Below are 19,351 nucleotides of genomic sequence, written 5' to 3'. Positions count from 1 at the left end.
CTCAGTCGTAGTTCAGGTCGCCGGAGCGAGCCCGTTTGAGCTCGAAGAAATGCGGATTGGCGGCCAGGGTCCTGGCGCTGTCGAAGATGCGCGCCGCTTCTTCGCCCCGCGGGATGGCGGTCAGCACCGGCCCGAAGAAGCCGACGCCGTCGATGTGGATGGCCGGGGTGCCGAGATCCGCGCCGACGGGTTCCAGCGCCGCGGCGTGGCTCTTGCGCAGCGCCTCGTCGTACTCGGCCGCGTGCGCCGCGTCAGCAAGATCGAGCGGCAGGCCCACCTCGGCGAGGGCCTGCTCGATCACTTCCGGGTAATTCTTGTTGCGCCCCTTGTGGATTCGGGTGCCAAGCGCGGTGTAGAGGTCGCGCAGCACGTCGTCCCCGTGGTGCTGGGCGGCGGCAACGCAGACGCGGGCGGGCCCCCACGCACGGTCGCAGAAGTCTCGATACCACTCGGAGATCTCGCGGTCCTCGTTGAGCACGGACACGCTCATCACCCGGAACCGCAGATCGATGTTCCGCCTGGGTTCCACCTCGAGGATCCACCGGGAGGCGATCCAGGCGAACGGGCAGGCGGGGTCGAAGTAGAAGTCGACTTTCGCGGTTGTAGACGTGGTCATTCAGGTCTCGCTCTCGGTGTCGACGAGCCGCATCCAGCCGAAGTCGTCTGGAGTGTGGCCGTATTGGAGGTCGATCAATGCATCCAGCAGGCGCGACGTGACCGGGCCTGCGGTGCCGTCACCGACCTGCCACTCCCGCTGCGCGGAGACGACCTGCCCGACCGGTGCGATGGCCCGGGCGGTGCCGGACGCGAACGTCTCGGTGATGCGCCCGTCTCGGCAGCCCTGCTCCCACTCGTCGAGCGTGAGGGGCTCCTCGGCGACCGGGTAGCCCAGCTTGCTCGCCAATCGCAGGATCGAGTCCCTGGTGATGCCGGCCAGCAGGGTTCCACTCAGTGGCGGTGTGCGCAGTCGGGTTCCCTGGGCGGTCGACTCCACGAAGAACAAATTGGAACCGCCGGCCTCCTCGATGTAGGAGCGTTCCCGCGCGTCCAGCCACACGACCTGGTCGCAGTCGTTGGCCGCGGCCTGTCGCTGGGCGATGTAGGAGCCGCCGTAGTTGCCGCCACACTTGACGCCGCCGGTGCCGCCCGGCGCCGCGCGGATGTACTCGGTGGCTGCCCACAACCGCATGGGCTTCGGGTCGACGGAGGATGTGGGCCGCGCCGGGGTGCCGATCACTGTGAACAGGTATTCGGCCGCGGGACGTATGCCAAGGCCCGTCTCCGTCGCAATCATGAACGGCCGCAAATAGAAAGCGTGTCCCCTGACGCGCGGCACCCAGTCGGCGTCTGCCCGCAGCAGCACCTCGAGCGCCGCAACGAAGTCTGCCTCGGGCAGCGTGGGCATGGCCATCCGGCGCGCCGAGCTGTTGAACCTCCGCGCATGGTCGGCGGGCCGGAAGAGGGCCCTCTGACCGTTCGGGCGCCAAAACGCCTTCAAACCCTCGAAAATCGTTTGACCGTAATGCAGTGCCATGGTCGCCGGGTGAAGCGGCAACGCGGCGAGCGGCCCGACGCTTGCGTCGTGCCAGCCTTGCTCGGCACTCCACCGCACGGTCACCATGTGATCGGAGAAGGTGTCGCCGAACCCGGGCCGCGCGAGCAGTTCCGCCCGCCGTTCGGCGGGGACCGTCTCTGCACGCTTCCGGGTGAACTCCAGCGCGGCAACGTCATTCATGCGGACTCTCCTTGTCGAACTTTGCCGAAACGCTCGAGCGCACGGTCGACCAGCGGACCGGACATCCCGGTGTAGGCGGACGGATCCAACAACTCGTGCATGTCGGGAGCGGTCACTCCGGCGTCCTCGAGCGCGATGGCGACAACGTCGGCGAGGTCGGTACCGTCGCGCTCGGCCGTCGAAGTCGCTTCGGCCAGTAGGCGTTTGGCGTTGGTCCTGCCGAGCAGCGGCGCCAGAACGACGTTGACGCGCTCGGAGACGATGGCCCCGCGGGTCAGCCGCAAGTTCGCTGCCATCGCCGCGGGCGAGACCCGTAGCGTCGCCGCGAGGCGAGCGGCGTTGGCGGCGGCACCGGCAGCGATGCGAAGGCACTCTCGCAACGGTTGCCACTCGGCATGCCAACCGCCCGAGGACCTTTCGTCCTCCACGGCCATGGAGCCGAACAGCACGAGGGCGATCGGTGGGAGTTGCCGTGCGGCGGTCGCAATGAGCGTCGAGAACACCGGATTGTGCTTCTGCGGCATGGCCGACGACGCACCCCGGCCCGGCGCATGCTCCTCGGCGACCTCTCCGATCTCGGTGCGCGTGAGCACGAGGACGTCGGCGGCCAGCTTTCCGAGCACACCCGTGGTGACCATCAGGCTCGCGGCGACGTCGGCGAGTGGAGTGCGTACTCCGTGCCAGGGCAGGGCCTGCTCAGCCAGACCGAGGCGACGGGCCACCAACTCCGGCAAGCGCATCGTCGCTTCACTCGCCCAGGTGGTGTCCAGCGCGTACTGGTGGTACGCGGCAAGTGTTCCCGCGGCGCCGCCCAGCGATACCGGCAGCGCGGCGCGCGTGCGGCGCACCCGCTCCACGGCGTCGAGCACCCCATGCAGCCAGGTGGCCGCCTTCAACCCGAAGGTGATCGGCACGGCGTGCTGGGTCAGGGTGCGACCCGCCATCGGGGTGTCGCGGTGCCGATCGGCATGTGCGGCAAGGCTTTCCGCGCATGCCATCAGGTCGTTTTCGATGCGGTCCAGCGTGGCCGCGCACAGCAGCATCAGCGCCGTGTCAAGGATGTCCTGGCTGGTGCTGCCGCGGTGCACGTACTCGGCGGCGGACGCGTCGACGGCGGAGACCGCGGCGGTGAGCTGCGCGACGAACGACACGACGGGGTTGGCCGTCTCGCGCACTCCCGCAGCCACCACCGCGAGCTCGATGGAAGCGGGCACGGCGGCGTCCCTGATGGCCTTCGCCGCGCCAGGCGGAATCACACCCAGCTCGGCCTGCGCCTCGGCCAGGGCGACTTCCGTCGCAAGCATGGCTGTCAGCAACGCGTTGTCGTCGACGAGGTCAGCCGCTCCCGTCGCCGCCCACGCGGGCGCCAGAATTCCGTAGTCCGTCATGCTGTTCTCTCTGTCAGGTAGTCGGCGTGGTCCGCCGCAGTGCGCAAACAGGTCCTGGCGATGGCGTCCGCATCACCGAGAATCACCGAGTTGACGCCGGGACGGATGCCCGCCGCGGTCACCCAGTGCACCGACTCGGTTGGCACGCCGAATGCGAGACGCCGGGGGTGCGGGCGATCTTGCGCGTCGAGCAGCCGGTACGGCCGCCGAGTCACCGCGACACCGCCCGCGACGTAGTGACCACCGCCGCGGATCGGGATGCGGTACGGCTGGCACTCGCCCCGGTCCAACAGCGTGCGCAACAGCGGGTCGGTCGTGCGGTGCACGTCGGTTTCCGGAAGGCGCGCCTCGATCAGCGTGGTGGCCTGCACGACGAGATCCGGACAAGCTCCGGAGTGCGCGACGAAGCGTCCGTCCGTGCACTCGACGCGTACATCCGGGCCGAGCACCTCGAGCACTCCGGCATCCATGAGGGCGGCGAACTGTTCGATGCGTTCGGCGGGGGGCCCGATCGACAGGTGGGCGTTCAACGGCATGTACCAACGCTGCAGTTCGTCCCGGTAGGAGTCGCCCGACAGGCCGCCGTGGTCCACGAGCAGCCGGATCTCGTTGCGCAGGTCGCGCAGGACATCCAGCGCCGCCTTGCGCGGACCGGTCACGTTCCCCTTGCCGGCCTCGGTGACCTCGAGGTCCAGATACGACCGCAGCCACGTGCGGAACCGTTGAGTCGACACAAGGTCGTCGTCGGTGAACGGCGCCGCGATCTCGCGCCAGTCCCAGCCCTGGTCGGGATCGATGTCGAACTTGGCGAGCACAGTGCGTTGCGCGTCGCTCTCCTCGACAGCCAGTGGATCACCGAAGATCGGCACCGCCGCGGGCTCCGCCGTGGCGAACATGGCGGTGAATTCGTCTGCGTCGCAGACGCATCGACGCTCCTGCACCAGGGTCGCGTAGTACACCGTGCGGACTTCCTGATCGATCATCGGCCAGATGTCCCGACGGAAGTCTGCGGGCGCTCCCGCGTCGGCGCGGGTCCGCAGCCGTTCGATCACCTCCGGTGTCACGTAGCGGGGCTGATGCCGGCCTGCCGAGCCCTTCTGGTTCTTGCCGCGGGCGTGGTAGGGCACTCCGCGCCGAGACCCTGCGATCAGCTTGGGTTCCCGCCCCGACGGAAGGTAGCGCAGAGCCCCGTCGGGCTTGCGCACGAACGTGCCGCCACGACCGAGGGTGAACAGCGCCATGTAGTCGAAGAAGTTCAGGCCCAGACCGCGCAAGATCACCGATTCGCCCGGTGCGATGGCGTCCAGCGACACATCGGCCGGGTTGCTCGGCGCGACGTACCGCAGGCCGTGTCGGTCCGCGAACCGACTCAGGGCCGACTCCGACTCCCCGAGGCGATGGGGCATGTGACCGAGTGCGAGCACCACGGCCTGCAAGTCGCCGAGGATCTCCCCGTTGCCTAATACGACTTCCTGCAAGCCATTTGGGGTGTCACGAACGTCGACGGCGGTCGCCGGGTGCGACTCGAAACTGACAACCGGGGGTGCCGTCCAGATCATGCGATCGCGCGCCCACTGCAGATAGCTCCCATAGAACGCACGCGACGGATAATCGTCGGGCCCGAGTGCGGCGGCTTCGACACGATCGGCGTCCGGCACATTCGGGCTGCCGACCAAGGCGATGGAGCGTGCCCACTCGTAGAGGCTCGGCCCGGTCACCACCGGCCCGGCGCAGTCGACGGTGTCGTCGACGAAAACTGTCACCTGACAGGCGACCGTGTTCATCAACAGCACCCGGTCCTGCGTGCTGCGCCATACCTGGCCGCCGTCGGCCACGTGCGGGTCGATGAGGTGGATGACGAGCTCGCGCCCTTGCGGCAGAAGCGATTCGGCGCTCGCGCAGAGGCGTTCGGCGACGGACAATCCGCGTGGGCCGAGTCCGACGATCGCGAGCTGCAACTTCTCAGTGGACACCACGGGCCCCGATCTACGCGCTGCTCATCTGGCGGCCGAGTCCGGCCGCCAGCGGAGCGAGCCGGCCCATCAGATCCGCGAACTGTTGTGGGCGGATCGCCTGCGCGCCGTCACACAACGCCTGCTCGGGCTGGACGTGGACATCGATCAGTAGCGCGTCCGCGCCGACCGCGACCGCGGCCAGCGACAGCGGTTCCACCAGTTCTGGCCGGCCACCGGAATGGCTGGGATCGACAATGACCGGCAGGTGGGTGCGCTGCTTCCACAGCGCGACCGCGGTCAGGTCGAGTGTGAAGCGCGCCGACGGCTCGAACGTGCGGATACCCCGCTCGCACAGCACCACCTGGTCGTTGCCCTCGAGCAGCAGATACTCTGCGGCAGCGAGGGTTTCGTCCACGGTGCAGCCGAAGCCACGCTTGAGCACGACCGGTAGGCCGCTCTGGCCGGCCGCGGTCAGCAGTGCGAAGTTCTGCATGTTCCTGGCGCCGATCTGCAGCGCGTCGACCACCGTGGCCAGCCGCTTGACATGCTCCGGGTCGACGACCTCGGTGACGACGGGCAGACCGGTCCGCTCCCTGGCCTCGGCCAGCAGTTCAAGGCCGTCCCACTGCAGGCCTTGGAAGGAGTGCGGCGAGGTCCGCGGTTTGAAAACGCCGCCCCGCAGTCCGACTGCGCCGTGTTCGGCGACGACGGCCGCGGTGGTCAGCGTCTGTTCCGGCGATTCGACCGCGCACGGTCCTGCGATCACCGCGACGGAACCGTCCCCAATCGTGGTGGGGCCGAAGTTGACCTGCGTTCCGCTGGGACGTAATTCCTTGCGCCCCAACCAGACTTCGGTGTTTCTCAGCACCTTGTGGGTCGGCGCAGGAAGCTCCGGCCCAGCGTTGTCGATGAGGTCCGCATCGGAGACCGGAAGCACGAGAGTGTCGCCCAGCCGGTACATCTCGGTGGGTGCGCCCGCGGATTCCAGGTGCGTTAGCCATCCCTCGACGCCGGCGCGGCTAACGGTCTCGTCGAAGACGAGCAGAGTGTCTGAATTGGTCACGATGGTTTCCGATCGGATTAGGCGAGCGCAGCGCTCGTTGCGAGGTTTTTGCCTGGGCTTTCACCGAGGTAGCTGACGAGGTCCTGGTACTTGTCGCGCAGGTAGCGCTTGAGCGACTTACCAGTGACGCCGAGTGGGAAGTCTTCGTCGCCGTTCGCGACCTCGACCACGGCAAGTTCGGGTTTTCCGTTGGCGCGCAACGCTTTATTGGCCGCCGACAGCACCTTCGCCGGGTCGATGTCCTCGCCGGTCACCACGGCGACGGCCACCTTTTCGTCTCGGTACCCACCGGCGATGACCGTGCAGTCCTTGACGCCGTCGACCTCGTTGAGGACCAGTTCCTCGATCTGCACCGAGTAGCCGGGGCCCTGGGCGGTGTGCACCACGTCGACCGCGCGGTCGACCTGGTAGAAGTAGCCGTCCTCATCGCGGTAGGCGATGTCGCCGGTCAGCCAGTAGCCGGCGAGAATGCTCCGGTAGTAGGTGTCCTGGTTGCCCCAGTACCCCACGGTCATCGAGGGTGGTTTCGCGCCGAGGAAGCCGTACTCGTACGGCTCTGCGAGCGTGCCGTTCTCGCGCAGGATGGCGACCTCTGCGAAGCCGACCGAGCGGCCGACGCAGCGGTCGTTGCGCTCGGTCGCCAGCGTGCGTGGCTTCATCAGCACGCCCCAGCCCAGTTCGGTCGTGCCAAGGCGGTCGAGGAACGCAGCGGGGGGCAGATGTGCCGAGCGACGTGCCAACACGTTCTTCAGGTGCCGCTCGTGCACCGCGTCGCCCATCGAGACCCAGATGTTCACCGAGTCGAGGGCGCCAGGTGGAGTCTCCAGCGCGGCGAGCTCGGGGTAGGCGTGGCCGAATGCCATCACCATCGTCGGTTTGTGCTGCGGGATGGCCGCGGCCAGCTCCTCGCCGCTGACGTCCCGCCAGGCCAGCAGAGGCTGTCCGGTCAGCACCGCATAGGAGGTGAAGGAGATGGTGCCCTGATGTGACTGCGGAAGTGCAGTCATGATCAGGGCGTTGGGCTCCTCCTTGTAGTCGACGGCACGGAACTTGGGGCCTTCGAGAATCGTGCGGTGCGTGTGAATGACCGGCTTGGGCAGGCCCGTCGTGCCCGACGAGTGCATCATCCCCACCGGGTCGTCGGGGCTGTGCCGAAACCGTGCCTCGTCGCTCAGCGTGGCCGAAGCCGGGCTCGGCATCTCCTCCATGGTCTTGATCCACTGCAGCGACAGCTTGTCGAGATCGGGCGCCATCCGGTCCAACCGCTCCTGGTCGGTGTACAGGCCGATCGCGCCGGTGCGTTCGCACAACGCGACCGCGCTCTCGCGCGGCGAGCGCCAGTTGATGAGCACGGCGATGGCGCCGATCTGGGCGATGGCCGAGTAGTGCACGAAGTACGCGATGGAGTCGGGAAGGAAGATCGCGACACGGTCCTTCGGTCGCACACCTTGCGCCGAGTACCACACCGACCAGCTTTGGATCAGGTGGTCGAGGTCGCGCAGGCTGAACTCCGTCCGCGTCTCGCCGTCGGTGTAGGGCACCGGCGTCAGCGAATGGATGAACGGCTCGTCCGGATACGGGTTGATGGCCAGCATCGAGGGAAGCAGGTTTCCGCCGCCGATGCTGGAATCCGCGGCCACCTTGGCCCGCAGCTCCGGGGTGAGGACTGTGTTGTGCGTCGTCATGAGTGGAATAGTCGTGGTGAAGTCGTGTCTGCGTAATCGCCGGGAAGCCACATTCCACGTGTCGATGGGGAAGGTTTTCCTACCCGCCGGGTAAGCAATGCCGTCGACGCGAGCAGAGTCGCTGGTCAGCTAGTTCTGCCGGACCAACGCGAAATCCCTTAATTCGTGGGTGTTTTGGGGGTGTTCGCGTCTGCTCGCGGAGGTCGGCCGAGCGCGACCGGTGGCAGATACTCACCGACGAGCGTGCGGTGCCACCATGCGTGATCCTGTCGTAGCTCGTGCCACGTGGTGAACCGGTATTGATACAACTGCGCACGCACATACTGCGGTGGCGATTCGGGGAACGGATTGTGCCGAAGCAGCCGCAGCGTCGGCCCATCGTTGCGCAGCAGCCGAATCACGAACGGGCCCAGCCAATCCCGCGCATAAGCCGGGGTCAGCGCGGCGAACCACATCAGCCAGTCCAGGCGCAGATGATAGGGCGCCCACTGGCGTGGCAGCTGGTGCGGGTCACCGGGTTTGCCTTTGAACCCGTATTCCTTCCACATGGTGTGCTCGGTGATCTCCGACTCCTCGGTGCCTTCGATCACCACCTCGAGCCGTTCGCGACCGATGCTGCCGAAGGCGCCGTAGGTGTTCATGAAGTGATAGGGGTTGAACGCCGCGTTCATTCGCTGATGGCTCGAGATCATGTTGCGCACCGGCCAGTAGCTCAGCACGACGCTCACGACGGTGAACACGATCACCAAGGCGGCAAACCAGAGCGGCGGGTCGTGCAGCGCGGGTGGATCGGGGACCGGCAGCACCGTCGCGAACGACGAATGATCGATCGCGCAGAACGCCAGAAGGATCGTCACCCAGTTCAGCCACGCGAAATTGCCCGACAGCACCAGCCACAGCTGAGTGACGATCACGATCACGGCGGCGACACTCGCCACAGGCTGCGGGGCGAACAGCGCGAAGGGCACGATCAGCTGCGCGAAGTGGTTGCCTGCCACCTCCACCCGGTGCAGCGGCTTGGGCAGGTGATGGAAGAACCAGCTCAGCGGCCCCGGCATCGGTTGGGTTTCGTGGTGGTAGTACAGGCAGGTCAGATCGCGCCAGCACGGGTCGCCGCGCAGCTTGATCAGTCCCGCGCCGAACTCCACGCGGAACAGCAGCCAGATCGCCAGCAGGATCGTGGGCAGCGGTGGCGCGGTCTCGTCGTTGCCGAGGAAGACCGCGATCAGGCCGGCTTCCAAAAGCAAAGACTCCCAACCGAATCCGTACCAGCGCTGACCGACGTTGACGATCGACAGATACAGCACCCAGAGCACCAGCCACATCGCCATCGACGTCCACAGCGGAACCACATCGACGAGGCCGACGACGATGGCCGCCGACAACGCCGCGCCGAACCAACTGATCGCGGCGAAGAAGCGGTCGGAGTAGTGCAGGTGGAAGATGCTCGGCATGGCCCGGAACGACACCCGCGCCACAAACGCCGGCACCGGAAGCATCCCCTGTTCACCGATCAGCGCCCGGAATTGTCGCGCAGCGGCGACGAAGGCGATCAAGTAGATCGCCGCAACGCCGCGCTGCAGGATCTCTCTAGCCAGCCAATACTCGGGCGCTACGAACCATTCCGCGTGCATTTCGGATACTCCTGGATCTGTTGTACCCGCAGGCGGGCGTCCAGAAGCGGAAACAAAACCAATGGCCCTGTGTCGGTATGCGCCGATACGGTCGGGGCATGACACCCGCGATCGAGGCCATCGACCTGGTCAAGAGTTTCGGCGAGAACACCGCGGTTGACGGGGTCAGCTTCGCGGTTGCGCCCGGCACGGTGCTCGGCCTGCTCGGCCCCAACGGCGCAGGCAAGACCACGACGGTGCGGATGATGACGACGCTGACGCAGCCCACCAGCGGCACGGCACGCGTCGCCGGGTACGACGTGGTGCGCGAGCCGGACAAGGTGCGGCGCAGCATGGGCCTGACGGGTCAGGTCGCCACCGTCGACGAACTGCTCACCGGCCGCGAGAACATCCGGATGATCGGCGGGCTCTACGGCATTCGGCGCAAGGAGCTGACGCGGCTGGGAGACCAACTGCTGGAACAGTTTTCGATCGCCGATGCCGCCGATCGCGTCGTCAAGTCGTACTCAGGCGGGATGCGCCGCCGACTCGACCTCGCCGTCAGTCTGCTGGCGTCGCCGCCGGTGTTGTTCCTCGACGAGCCAACCACCGGGCTGGATCCCCGCAGCCGCAGCGACCTGTGGGAGGTGCTGCGCGGCCTGGTCAAGGGTGGGACGACGCTGTTGCTGACCACGCAATACCTGGAGGAAGCCGATCAGCTGGCCGACAACATCGTGGTGATCGACAAGGGCCGCATCATCGCCGAGGGCTCGCCGCTGCAGCTCAAGGATCAGGCGGGCACCGCCAGCCTGGTCGTCACGGTGTCCAACGCCGACGACCTGCCCGCGGCGCAGGCGCTGCTGGGGAAGACGGGCGCCGAGGTGTTCGTCGACGCGGGCGCGCGGCAGCTCACCGCGGCCGCCGACGGCCTGGCCGACATGGTGCGAGTCGCGGGCTGGCTGCGCGACAGCGACATCGACGTCGACGACATCGGGCTCTCGCGGCCCAGTCTCGACGACGTGTTCCTGTCACTCACCGGGCACCGCACCGAAGAGGAAGAGGTAGACGCATGACCACCACGGCGACGCCGACGCAGATCCAGCTGGAGCCGGCACGCACTCATTCAACCAACATCGTGCAGCAGTCGTGGATCATGGTGAAGCGCAACATGATCCACACCAAGCGGATGCCCGAGATGCTCAGCGACGTGACGGTGCAGCCGATCATGTTCGTGCTGTTGTTCGCGTTCGTCTTCGGCGCGTCGATCGCGACGGGCGGCAGCGCGTCCTACCGGGAGTTCCTGCTGCCCGGAATCCAGGCGCAGACCATCGTCTTCACCGCGTTCGTCGTGGCGTCGGGGATCACGGCAGATGTCGAGAAGGGCATCATCGATCGGTTCCGGTCACTGCCGATCGCAAGGTCGTCGGTGTTGATCGGGCGCAGTGTTGCCAGCCTGATGCACTCGTCGATCGGTGTGGTGGTGATGGCTGTGACCGGGTTGGCCATCGGGTGGCGGATTCGCGGTAGCGTCGCCGAGGCTGCGCTGGCGTTCCTGCTGATTCTGGTGTTCGGCTTTTCCATGATCTGGTTCGGCATTCTGATCGGTTCGGTGATGCGGTCGGTCGAGGCCGTCAACGGCGTGATGTTCACGGTGCTGTTCCCGATCACCTTTCTGGCCAACACGTTTGCGCCGACAGAGCCGATGCAGCACTGGTTGCGGGTGATCGCGGAGTGGAATCCGGTTTCCTCGCTGGCTCAGGCCATGCGGGAGCTGTGGGGCAACGGCGGGCCGGCACCTGCCAGCGCTCAGCTGCCGCTGCACCATCCGATCCTGGCGACCGTTCTGTGGTCGGTGGCGTTGACGGCGGTGTTCGCGCCGTTCGCGTTGCGGGCGTATGCGCGTCGTACGGGAGGCTAGGTGCGTTGCGCTTGGCCGGTTATCGGTCGGTGCGCAGCCTTCGCACAGCACGAATCATCAAGGCGCAGAGCCCTAATAGGACCAGGCCAAAAAAGACAATGAAGAAAATGGACATGTGTACTGATCGCGCGGTGTAGGCGGCGCCATCGTTCACGTGAACGGCTAGCGACGATCCGGGCGCGAGCATTCGGTCGGCCCCATCGATGATGCCGGACTGAGATTGTCCGCCGACATTCCAGGTACCCGTGCACGTAACGATGTGGCGAGGTGTGCTTGATCGGTCGCAGTGATCAATAGTGGCTGTCGTGGCAGTACCGAGCCGGTACTCATAGATCGGGTGCCAGTCGTCGCGCAGTTGGTAAAGCCCGACGCCGACGATCAACAACATCATCAGCAACATGACATTGCGCACCCCGAAGAAGGTTCTTCGGTTTTCCGGCTGGTCCCCGGTGCCCTCGTCCACCGGCAAATATTCGCACAACGGCGCCTGAAGAGCCGGCCATTGCCGACCGCCGCGCAGTTACGCATTCCGCTATTTATGTAATGATTGCACGATGGCGGGCGGAAAACCGAAGGTCGCAGTCATCGGGGCAGGCCCCGGCGGCATTGCGATGGCGATCCAGCTCGCCGCAGGCGGCTACGACTTCACCATCTTCGACCGCAACCACGGCTTCGGCGGCACCTGGCGCAACAACACCTATCCTGGCGCGGCTTGCGACGTCCCGTCACACTTCTACTCCTACTCGTTCGCGCTCAACCCACGCTGGAGCAAGACCTTCGCCAACCAACCGGAGATCCTCGCCTACCTCGAGAAGGTCGCCACCGACAATGAGCTCGCCAACCACCTCCGAACCGGCAGCCGCGTCACGACCCTGAGGTGGTCCCACGCCGACCGGCGCTGGACGCTGGAGACCGACGACGGCGCCGTGCATCGGTTCGACGCCGTCGTCACCGCGGTCGGCATGCTGGACCAGCCCAACATTCCGGATATCCCCGGCGCCAACCATTTTCGCGGACGCGCGTTCCATTCATCGCAGTGGGACCACTCGAAAACTACGGCGGGGGAGCGGGTCGCGTCGATCGGCACCGGCGCCAGCGCCATCCAGTATGTTCCCGAGATCGCCCCGCACACTGCACATCTCACCGTGTTCCAGCGGACACCGATCTGGGTGAGTCCGCGCTACGACGAACCCTTCACCCCAGAGCAACACGAACTCTTCGAGCGCGATCCCGAAGAGGCGCTGAAGGTGCGCGACGCGGCGTTCGAGGCTTACGAGTCCGCGAATTTCGGTGTCGACTCGGACATGACCAAGGAACTCACCGAGATGGCCCGTGCCTACCTGATACGCAAGGTTGCAGATCCTCAACTGCGGGCCAAGCTGCAGCCGACCTATCCGGTCGGCTGCAAGCGGCCGTTGCAATCCCGCGCCTGGTTCCCGACCTTCGCATTACCCAACGTGCATCTCGAGACGTCGCCGATCGTCGAGTTCACCGACCGGGGCCTGCGCACCGCCGATGGCACAGAGCACGAAGTCGACACCGTCATCTACGGCACCGGTTTTCACGCCGCCGACTACCTCCGCAGCCTCGACGTCTACGGCACTGACGGCCGCCGCCTGCATGACGACTGGCGCGATGGCCCGGAGGCGTATCTCGGCACCGTCGTCCCCGGCTATCCGAACCTGTTCACGCTGTACGGCCCCAACACCAACGGCGTGACCTCGATCATCTACATCCTCGAGGCCCAGGCGGAGTTCGTTCGCCGCACCCTCGACGACATGGTCCACCACCGCATACCCGCCATCGACATCAAACAAGACGTTCACGACGCCTACAACGCCGACATCCAGCAGGCGATGCGGGGCACCGTCTGGCTGGCCAACTGCAACAACTACTACCGTCATCCGAACGGCAAGGTCGTCACTCAGTTCCCTTACAGCGGAACGCAGTTCGTGACGATGCTCGGCCGGGTCGGACTCGATGCATTCAATCGGATGGAGGCGACCGCGTGCCGGGAATCCACCACACTGCGATAGTCACCGCCGACGTCGAACGCTCGAAACGGTTCTGGTGCGACGGGCTGGGCTTCACGGAACTGTTCGACCACACCTTCACCGGCGATTGGCCCACATTGTTCAATGCCCGTACTGACCGGCTGCGATCGATCTTCCTCGGCGACCCGGCCACGCCCGACTCGGGGATCGTCGAACTGGTCCAATTCGACGACGCGCCAACCGGTCCGGTGCTCCCAGAGGAGCCGGCGTTCGGCTTCTTTCTGCTCTCACTCCAGCGTGACGTGGAAGCAACCCTGGCCGGGCTCGCCGCACTCGGTTTCGACGGCGGTGTGCGCCGCATCGACATGCCTGCCCCTGGCGGCAAGACCGTCGCGATGGCGGTGATCACCGCGCCCGACGGAGTGCGCGTCGAGCTGATCGGGCCTGCGCAGTGATCGCCGTCGTCACCGGGGGAGCGTCCGGGATCGGAAGCGCGGTCGCCGGCCGACTGCGAGCTGCGAAAGCCGACGTGATCGTGTGGGACCTCAAGGGCGGCGATATCGATTGCGACATCAGCGATCCCGAGGCAGTGTCGGCTGCCGTCGACCAGACCGTCGCCGAGCACGGCACGCCCGACCGGCTCGTCGCCTGCGCCGGCATCGGGGCATCGGGACTGCTGCTCGACCAGAGCCCCGCCGACTGGCGGCGTGTCATCGACACCAACCTGACCGGCACGTGCTTGACAATGCGAGCGGTGGCCAAGGCCATGGTCGAGGCAGGCAGCGGAGGCTCGATCGTCGCTGTCTCCAGCATCAGCGGCACACTCGCCGACCGCGACATGGGCGCCTACTGCGTGTCGAAGGCGGGCATCGACATGTTGGTGCGGGTTGCGGCGACAGAGTGGGGCGTGCACGGTATTCGCGTCAACGCCGTCGGACCCGGTGTCACCCGCACGCCGATGCTTGCCAAACCCGAACAACTGCCGGGCTGGGTGGAAGGCTTGACGGAGCGCACCGCACTTGGCCGACTCGGCGAGGCCGATGACGTCGCCGAAGCCATCGTCGCTGTGCTCGAAATGTCCTGGGTGACAGGGCAGATCGTGTTCGCTGACGGCGGTCTTGCGTTGCACAGCCCAATCGACGCATACGGCCAGACACAACGGCTGAGGCGGGGCTAGGCCGCGACGATCGTCTGGCCCGTCTGGTCGTACACGCGCCACCACGTCATCTCGTGGGCCGCCGGCGAGATCTCGCCGCGCGCCAGTAGGTCGTCGGCCTCCAGTAGCGCGCATGCGAGGGTGTCCCGCTTGTGCAGCAGCGCAGTCGACATCGGATCGTGGTGGCCCGCCATCACCGTCACGCCCATTTCCCTGACCTGTCTGCGCGCATCGCCCGCTTTGGCCGTGGCGAGCACGCCCGACCCGAGGTAGACCGCGGTCGACGCGACCAATGCGGTCATCGGCCCCGTCAGGTGGCTCAGCCAGATTTCGCACAAGATCCAAACCAGCGCGCCCCACACGGGCCAGCCCCGAGCCAGCCGAACCCGCCTGCGTTCGGACTCGCTGATCCCCGGCGGGAAAACCACGAGCCGGTATCGGGTCACCCCGAAGCGGTCGGGACGAACTTCGATTGACCCCCAAACGCGGTCGCCGTCAAGCAACCGTGACCACCCCCGTCGTAGCAGGCCGCAGTGGCCTGTACGGATGCCGCTCATGTCTCCGGTGTACCCCCGTCGGAGCCCCGAATGTCCGATCCGGACATTTTCTTTACACCTGAGACCCTGAGTAGTGTGTACTATACTCAGCATGGCTCTCGAGAAGATCCCGGCCCGCCTCGCCGACCACCCGACGGTTCGCAAAGTGCGGGCCCGCACAGTGAAGAAGCCTGGGGTCATCGACGCGGACTGGCTGCGGCAGGTATGTCTCGACGCCGGCGTCGACGACGTCGCCTTCGCGAGCGTCGAGAACCCGGACTTGGCCGGCGAGCGCGAGCACGTCGATGCGGCACTGCCGGGCGTGCAGAGCTACATCTCGCTTGTGGTGAAGATGAACCGCGACAACATCCGGTCGACCGCGCGCAGTGTGGCCAATCAGGAGTTCCACCGTAGCGGCGAAATCATGAACGAGGCTGCGCACCGGATCACGCGGGCGCTTCAGGACGCCGGCTACCGCGCGATCAACCCGTCGATGTCGTTCCCGATGGAGATGGACAAATACCCCGGCCGCATCTGGGTGGTGGCGCACAAGCCGGTCGCGGTCGCCTCAGGTCTGGGGGTGATGGGCATCCACCGCAATGTGATCCATCCGAAGTTCGGCAACTTCATCCTGCTCGGCACCATTCTTGTCGCCGCACCGGTCAGCAGTTACGGTGAGCCGCTTGACTATTCGCCGTGCCTGGAGTGCAAGCTGTGTGTGGCCGCCTGCCCCGTCGGTGCTATCAAGAAAAACGGCGACTTCGACTTCGTCGCGTGCTCGGTGCACAACTATCGCGAGTTCATGGGTGGGTTCACCGACTGGGTGCAGACCGTCGCCGACAGTTCCGATGCCGACGATTTTCGTTCGCGCGTCAGCGATTCCGAGAATGCGTCGATGTGGCAGAGCCTGTCCTTCAAGGCCAACTACAAGGCAGCGTATTGCCTCGCAGTGTGTCCCGCGGGTGAGGACGTGATCGAGCCCTATCTCGACGACCGCAAGGGCTTCATGGATCTGGTGCTCAAGCCGCTGCAGGAGAAGAAGGAAACGCTCTACGTGCTGCCCAACTCGGCGGCCAAGGAGCACGCCGAACGCCGGTACCCGCACAAGCAGGTGAAGGTCGTCGACAGCGGAATCCGGGGCCGCTGAACCCTCTGACCGCCGGCGTTGTGCCCGCCTCTGAGCGACACCCCCGGACCTGTGGTTTTGCATGGTGTTGTCGCTCCGCGACGCGCTAGCGCTAAGCCGCTGACCTGCGAAAGCACCGTTGTCGCTCAGAGGCGGGCAACTCGGTTACCCGCCCGCTCGCCTCTACCCCCAGGCGTGGACCGTGTTCTGCGCCGGCTCAAGCCCTTGGGCCACAAGTAGTTCGGTGGCGTCGGCCGCCTGCTCACAGATCGTCGGAACCTCGCGCCATTCGGCGTTGGTGAAGTTTCCCAACACGAACGCCGCGCCTTCCATCCGTCCGGGCGGGCGGCCGATGCCTATGCGGACACGCTGAAAGTCGTTGGTGCCCAACGATGAGCCGACTGAGCGCAGGCCGTTGTGCCCGGCGACGCCGCCGCCGAACTTGAGCCGAATGCGACCGAAGTCGATGTCGAGCTCGTCGTGGATCACCACGATGTCGGCGGGCGCCACCGAGTAGAACTTGGCCAGCGGCCCGACCTGGCGCCCGGACTCGTTCATGTAGCACCGCGGCTTGGCCAGCACGACCGACCGGCCACCGAGGCGGCCCGTGGCCACCTCGGCCCCAGACTTCTTGTGCACCTTGAATCCCGAACCGACGCGGTCGGAAAGGATGTCGGCGACAAGAAAACCGATGTTGTGCCGGGTCGTTGCGTATTGCGGGCCCGGGTTGCCGAGGCCGACCACGAGAAGTGTGTCGGCCATGCCCAACTACTCCGACTCTTCGGCGGGCGCCTCTTCGGTCGCCTCGTCTTCGCCCTCGGCCGGTGCCTCGCCCGCGGCTTCGGCTGCCTCGCCGGCACCCTCGCCTTCCATCTCCTCAGCGGTGGGCGCCGCGACGACGTTCACGACGAGCGTCTCCGGATCCGAGATCAGGCTGACGCCCGACGGCAGGGTGATGGCCCCCGCGGTGAACTGGGTGCCGAGCTCGGCGCCCTCGATCGACACGGTGAGGTGATCGGGAATCGACTGCACGTCTGCTTCGACCGTGATGGTGTTGGCGTCCTGGGTGACAAGCGCCCCGGAGACCGGCTCACCCTCGACAAGAACGTTGACCTCAACGGTCACCTTCTCGCCGCGGCGCACGACAAGCAGGTCGACGTGCTGGATGCTGCGACGGATCGGGTGGATCTCGAGCGCCTTGGTCAGCGCCAACTGCTCCTTGCCCTCGATATCGAGGGTGAGCACGGCGTTGGTGCCGGAGTGGCGCAGCACGGCCGAGAAGTCGTGAGCGTTGAGTTCAAGGTGTTGCGGGTCGCTGCCGTGGCCGTAGAGGACGGCGGGGACCTTGCCAAGGCGGCGGGCGCGACGTGACGCGCCCTTGCCGGTCTCGGTGCGCACGGCGGCGCTCAGCTTGTTCGCGGGGGACGTCTTAGCCATTTCGGTGTTGCTCCTGTGTCGTGTGCTCAGCACAGCAAGGGCGCACCGCTTGAAAGAGGCTCGCGTCGATAACGGTGGCCGGGCCACCCTCGCCGTGATTGCCAACGAGGTTAGCGCGGGAGGCGGCTCACACCCAAATCAGAATGGGAATTTGACGTCCGTGAGCTGCTCAGACAGTTCCCAAAGCGCGGTCGCCTTCTTGGCGTCGCGGGCCAGCGGGCTGCGCAGTGGTGTCGGCCCAGTGGCGCCCCAAAACGCCAAGCGGGGACCGATGTACGCGTTGCCGGGCAGATCCTGTGACGCCGCGTACAACGTCTGGCGGGCGCCGAACTCGGCGGTCGTGGCCATCAGCGAGTTGCCGGCCTGAAACACCCTGCCGAAAACACCCGTCGAGTGCGACTGAAGTTCGGTCGCCGAATATCCGGGATGCGCAACGATCGCCTTCACCCGTGACCCCGCGGCATCGAGACGACGTTGCAGTTCCTTGGTGAACAGCAGGTTGGCCAGCTTCGACTGCCCGTAGGCCGGCCACGCCAAATAGGGCCGCGACTTCCAGTTCAGGTCGTTGAGGTTGATCCGGCCGATCAGGTGCATCATCGACGCGACCGTCACCACCCGGTCGCTGATCTTGGGCAGCAGCAGATTGGTCAGCGCGAAGTGGCCCAGATGGTTGGTGCCGATCTGGCTTTCGAAGCCGTCGACAGTCTGCGCGTATGGCACCGCCATAATGCCCGCGTTATTGACCAGAACGTCGAAATTGTCGACGCCGTCAGCAAATGTCCGCACCGAGGACAGATCCTGCAGGTCAAGCTTGCGAACCTCGACATCACCGGTCATCGTGGCGGCGGCTTCGTCGCCCTTGGCGGTGTTGCGAACGGCCAGAATGGTCTTGGCACCGACGCGGGCGAGCTCTCGGGCGGTGACCAGGCCCAGGCCACTGTTGGCCCCCGTGACGATCACGGTGCGTCCGGAGAACGAAGGCAGATCCGCAGCGGTCCAGTCAGTCATGGCGCTCACCCTAATGCGGGTCATTGAATTTCCCGCAGTCGGTCATCGGAGGTCGAAAACGAACCTCGCCGGAAATGTCCATGGCAAATTTTGCTAACACAACCAAACCCTGGCCTGCAACGTTTAAAGTCCACCATTGGGGATCACCGTAAATCGGCGATATATGGGGGAACATCTTGTCGACTATGGGCATTGCTGCGAGCCCAGTGTTTGTTGACGCGACCGGGCGCAGGGTCAAGACCGCCCGGGTTGCCGTCAGAGCATTGACTGCGCTGCTCCTGATTTTGGTCGCCGCGACCGTGCTGTCACTTGTCGGCGGCGTTCCGTTGCCGGGTCTGACGCGACCGGCGCCGCCGCCCGCCGGGGAAAGTCTGCGCCCGCAACGAGGGACGGCGGGCGAAGGCTCCACTACCGCACCGGTACCGCGTTCGGACGTTTCGCAACCCCCGCAAGCGGCCGTCGACCCCGGCAACCGATCACCGGTGACCGTCGGGCGCGACGCCGCGACCGCAGTCCCGTCTGCTGCGCCGACACCACCGACACCTCGGCCGGCTGAGCAAGCCCGAACCGAATCTTCGGGTCCGGCGACGCCCGCTACCGCTACGGTTTCGCCTACTCCCACCTCGACGCCGCACAAGCCCTCCGTCCGGCCCACGCCTGCGAACCGGCCAGTGCAACCTCCTGGTCAATCCGGAGGCAACCACGGCACCAAGGACCAGCACGGGCCACCGGCGGGT

General features: G+C 66.1%; 18 protein-coding genes. 6 read left to right on the top strand and 12 right to left on the bottom strand.

The genetic code is table 11. The annotated features are described in order from the left end of the window. Nucleotide 1 precedes the first annotated feature (1 nt). The 7 genes from GGC64_RS33825 to GGC64_RS33795 form a co-directional block, all read right to left on the bottom strand. Complete coding sequence (locus GGC64_RS33825; RefSeq protein WP_192726958.1) at nt 2–616, bottom strand: DsbA family protein; 615 nt, start codon at nt 614–616, stop codon at nt 2–4. Next, on the bottom strand, nt 617–1,735 hold the full coding sequence (locus GGC64_RS33820; RefSeq protein ID WP_192726957.1) for a branched-chain amino acid aminotransferase: 1,119 nt from the start codon (nt 1,733–1,735) through the stop codon (nt 617–619). Further along, the gene (locus GGC64_RS33815; RefSeq protein WP_192726956.1) at nt 1,732–3,123 is read right to left on the bottom strand and encodes an adenylosuccinate lyase family protein; all 1,392 of its coding nucleotides are present in this window, start codon (nt 3,121–3,123) and stop codon (nt 1,732–1,734) included. The genes GGC64_RS33820 and GGC64_RS33815 overlap by 4 nt, the downstream gene beginning before the upstream one ends. Beyond that, nucleotides 3,120–5,096, bottom strand: a complete 1,977-nt coding sequence (locus GGC64_RS33810; RefSeq protein WP_192726955.1) for an FAD/NAD(P)-binding protein — start codon at nt 5,094–5,096, stop codon at nt 3,120–3,122. The genes GGC64_RS33815 and GGC64_RS33810 overlap by 4 nt, the downstream gene beginning before the upstream one ends. A gap of 13 nt (nt 5,097–5,109) precedes the next feature. Continuing rightward, a complete protein-coding gene (gene aroF / locus GGC64_RS33805) occupies nt 5,110–6,141 on the bottom strand; it encodes a 3-deoxy-7-phosphoheptulonate synthase (protein WP_192726954.1) in 1,032 nt (343 codons plus the stop codon). Between the two features lie 17 nt (nt 6,142–6,158). Further along, the gene (locus tag GGC64_RS33800) at nt 6,159–7,826 is read right to left on the bottom strand and encodes a class I adenylate-forming enzyme family protein (RefSeq protein WP_192726953.1); all 1,668 of its coding nucleotides are present in this window, start codon (nt 7,824–7,826) and stop codon (nt 6,159–6,161) included. A 158-nt stretch (nt 7,827–7,984) separates the two neighbouring features. Then, nucleotides 7,985–9,460 carry a lipase maturation factor family protein gene (locus GGC64_RS33795; protein ID WP_192726952.1) on the bottom strand — a complete coding sequence of 492 codons (1,476 nt, stop codon included), beginning with the start codon at nt 9,458–9,460 and terminating at the stop codon, nt 7,985–7,987. Nucleotides 9,461–9,558: 98 nt separating this feature from the next. On the opposite strand from GGC64_RS33795, the gene GGC64_RS33790 reads away from it, so the two are divergent. Together GGC64_RS33790 and GGC64_RS33785 are read left to right on the top strand one after the other, a co-directional pair. Continuing rightward, complete coding sequence (locus tag GGC64_RS33790) at nt 9,559–10,512, top strand: ATP-binding cassette domain-containing protein (RefSeq protein WP_192726951.1); 954 nt, start codon at nt 9,559–9,561, stop codon at nt 10,510–10,512. Further along, nucleotides 10,509–11,357 (top strand): ABC transporter permease, encoded by an 849-nt coding sequence (locus GGC64_RS33785; protein ID WP_192726950.1) that lies wholly within the window; start codon nt 10,509–10,511, stop codon nt 11,355–11,357. The genes GGC64_RS33790 and GGC64_RS33785 overlap by 4 nt, the downstream gene beginning before the upstream one ends. Before the next feature lie 19 nt (nt 11,358–11,376). On the opposite strand, the gene GGC64_RS33780 is transcribed toward GGC64_RS33785, so the two are convergent. After that, nucleotides 11,377–11,820 carry a hypothetical protein gene (locus GGC64_RS33780; RefSeq protein ID WP_192726949.1) on the bottom strand — a complete coding sequence of 148 codons (444 nt, stop codon included), beginning with the start codon at nt 11,818–11,820 and terminating at the stop codon, nt 11,377–11,379. Nucleotides 11,821–11,911: 91 nt separating this feature from the next. Here GGC64_RS33780 and GGC64_RS33775 point away from each other — a divergent pair, with 91 nt between their 5' ends. The 3 genes from GGC64_RS33775 to GGC64_RS33765 are packed head-to-tail and all read left to right on the top strand — an operon-like array spanning nt 11,912 to nt 14,528. Beyond that, complete coding sequence (locus tag GGC64_RS33775; protein ID WP_192726948.1) at nt 11,912–13,393, top strand: NAD(P)/FAD-dependent oxidoreductase; 1,482 nt, start codon at nt 11,912–11,914, stop codon at nt 13,391–13,393. Then, entirely contained in the window at nt 13,366–13,806 is a 441-nt protein-coding gene (locus tag GGC64_RS33770) for a VOC family protein (protein ID WP_192726947.1), read from the top strand. Before GGC64_RS33775 ends, GGC64_RS33770 begins: the two co-directional genes overlap by 28 nt. Continuing rightward, nucleotides 13,803–14,528 carry an SDR family oxidoreductase gene (locus GGC64_RS33765; protein ID WP_192726946.1) on the top strand — a complete coding sequence of 242 codons (726 nt, stop codon included), beginning with the start codon at nt 13,803–13,805 and terminating at the stop codon, nt 14,526–14,528. Before GGC64_RS33770 ends, GGC64_RS33765 begins: the two co-directional genes overlap by 4 nt. Here GGC64_RS33765 and GGC64_RS33760 read toward each other — a convergent pair. Further along, complete coding sequence (locus GGC64_RS33760; RefSeq protein WP_192726945.1) at nt 14,525–15,064, bottom strand: DUF6611 family protein; 540 nt, start codon at nt 15,062–15,064, stop codon at nt 14,525–14,527. The genes GGC64_RS33765 and GGC64_RS33760 overlap by 4 nt on opposite strands. A gap of 91 nt (nt 15,065–15,155) precedes the next feature. On the opposite strand from GGC64_RS33760, the gene GGC64_RS33755 reads away from it, so the two are divergent. Next, a complete protein-coding gene (locus tag GGC64_RS33755; RefSeq protein ID WP_192726944.1) occupies nt 15,156–16,190 on the top strand; it encodes a 4Fe-4S binding protein in 1,035 nt (344 codons plus the stop codon). A gap of 162 nt (nt 16,191–16,352) precedes the next feature. On the opposite strand, the gene pth is transcribed toward GGC64_RS33755, so the two are convergent. The 3 genes from pth to GGC64_RS33740 all read right to left on the bottom strand — a co-directional run bounded on the left by pth (nt 16,353) and on the right by GGC64_RS33740 (nt 18,614). Further along, the gene (gene pth, locus GGC64_RS33750) at nt 16,353–16,931 is read right to left on the bottom strand and encodes an aminoacyl-tRNA hydrolase (protein WP_192726943.1); all 579 of its coding nucleotides are present in this window, start codon (nt 16,929–16,931) and stop codon (nt 16,353–16,355) included. Between the two features lie 6 nt (nt 16,932–16,937). Continuing rightward, on the bottom strand, nt 16,938–17,606 hold the full coding sequence (locus GGC64_RS33745) for a 50S ribosomal protein L25/general stress protein Ctc (protein WP_192726942.1): 669 nt from the start codon (nt 17,604–17,606) through the stop codon (nt 16,938–16,940). 138 nt (nt 17,607–17,744) lie between these two features. Continuing rightward, nucleotides 17,745–18,614, bottom strand: a complete 870-nt coding sequence (locus GGC64_RS33740) for an oxidoreductase (RefSeq protein ID WP_192726941.1) — start codon at nt 18,612–18,614, stop codon at nt 17,745–17,747. Nucleotides 18,615–19,351: the final 737 nt, after the last annotated feature.

Origin of the sequence: Mycobacterium sp. OAS707, assembly GCF_014873705.1 — a bacterium.
Taxonomy (GTDB): Bacteria; Actinomycetota; Actinomycetes; order Mycobacteriales; family Mycobacteriaceae; genus Mycobacterium.
The sequence above is the reverse complement of the archived record's forward strand: the minus strand, read 5'-3'. Positions and strand labels throughout refer to the sequence as shown.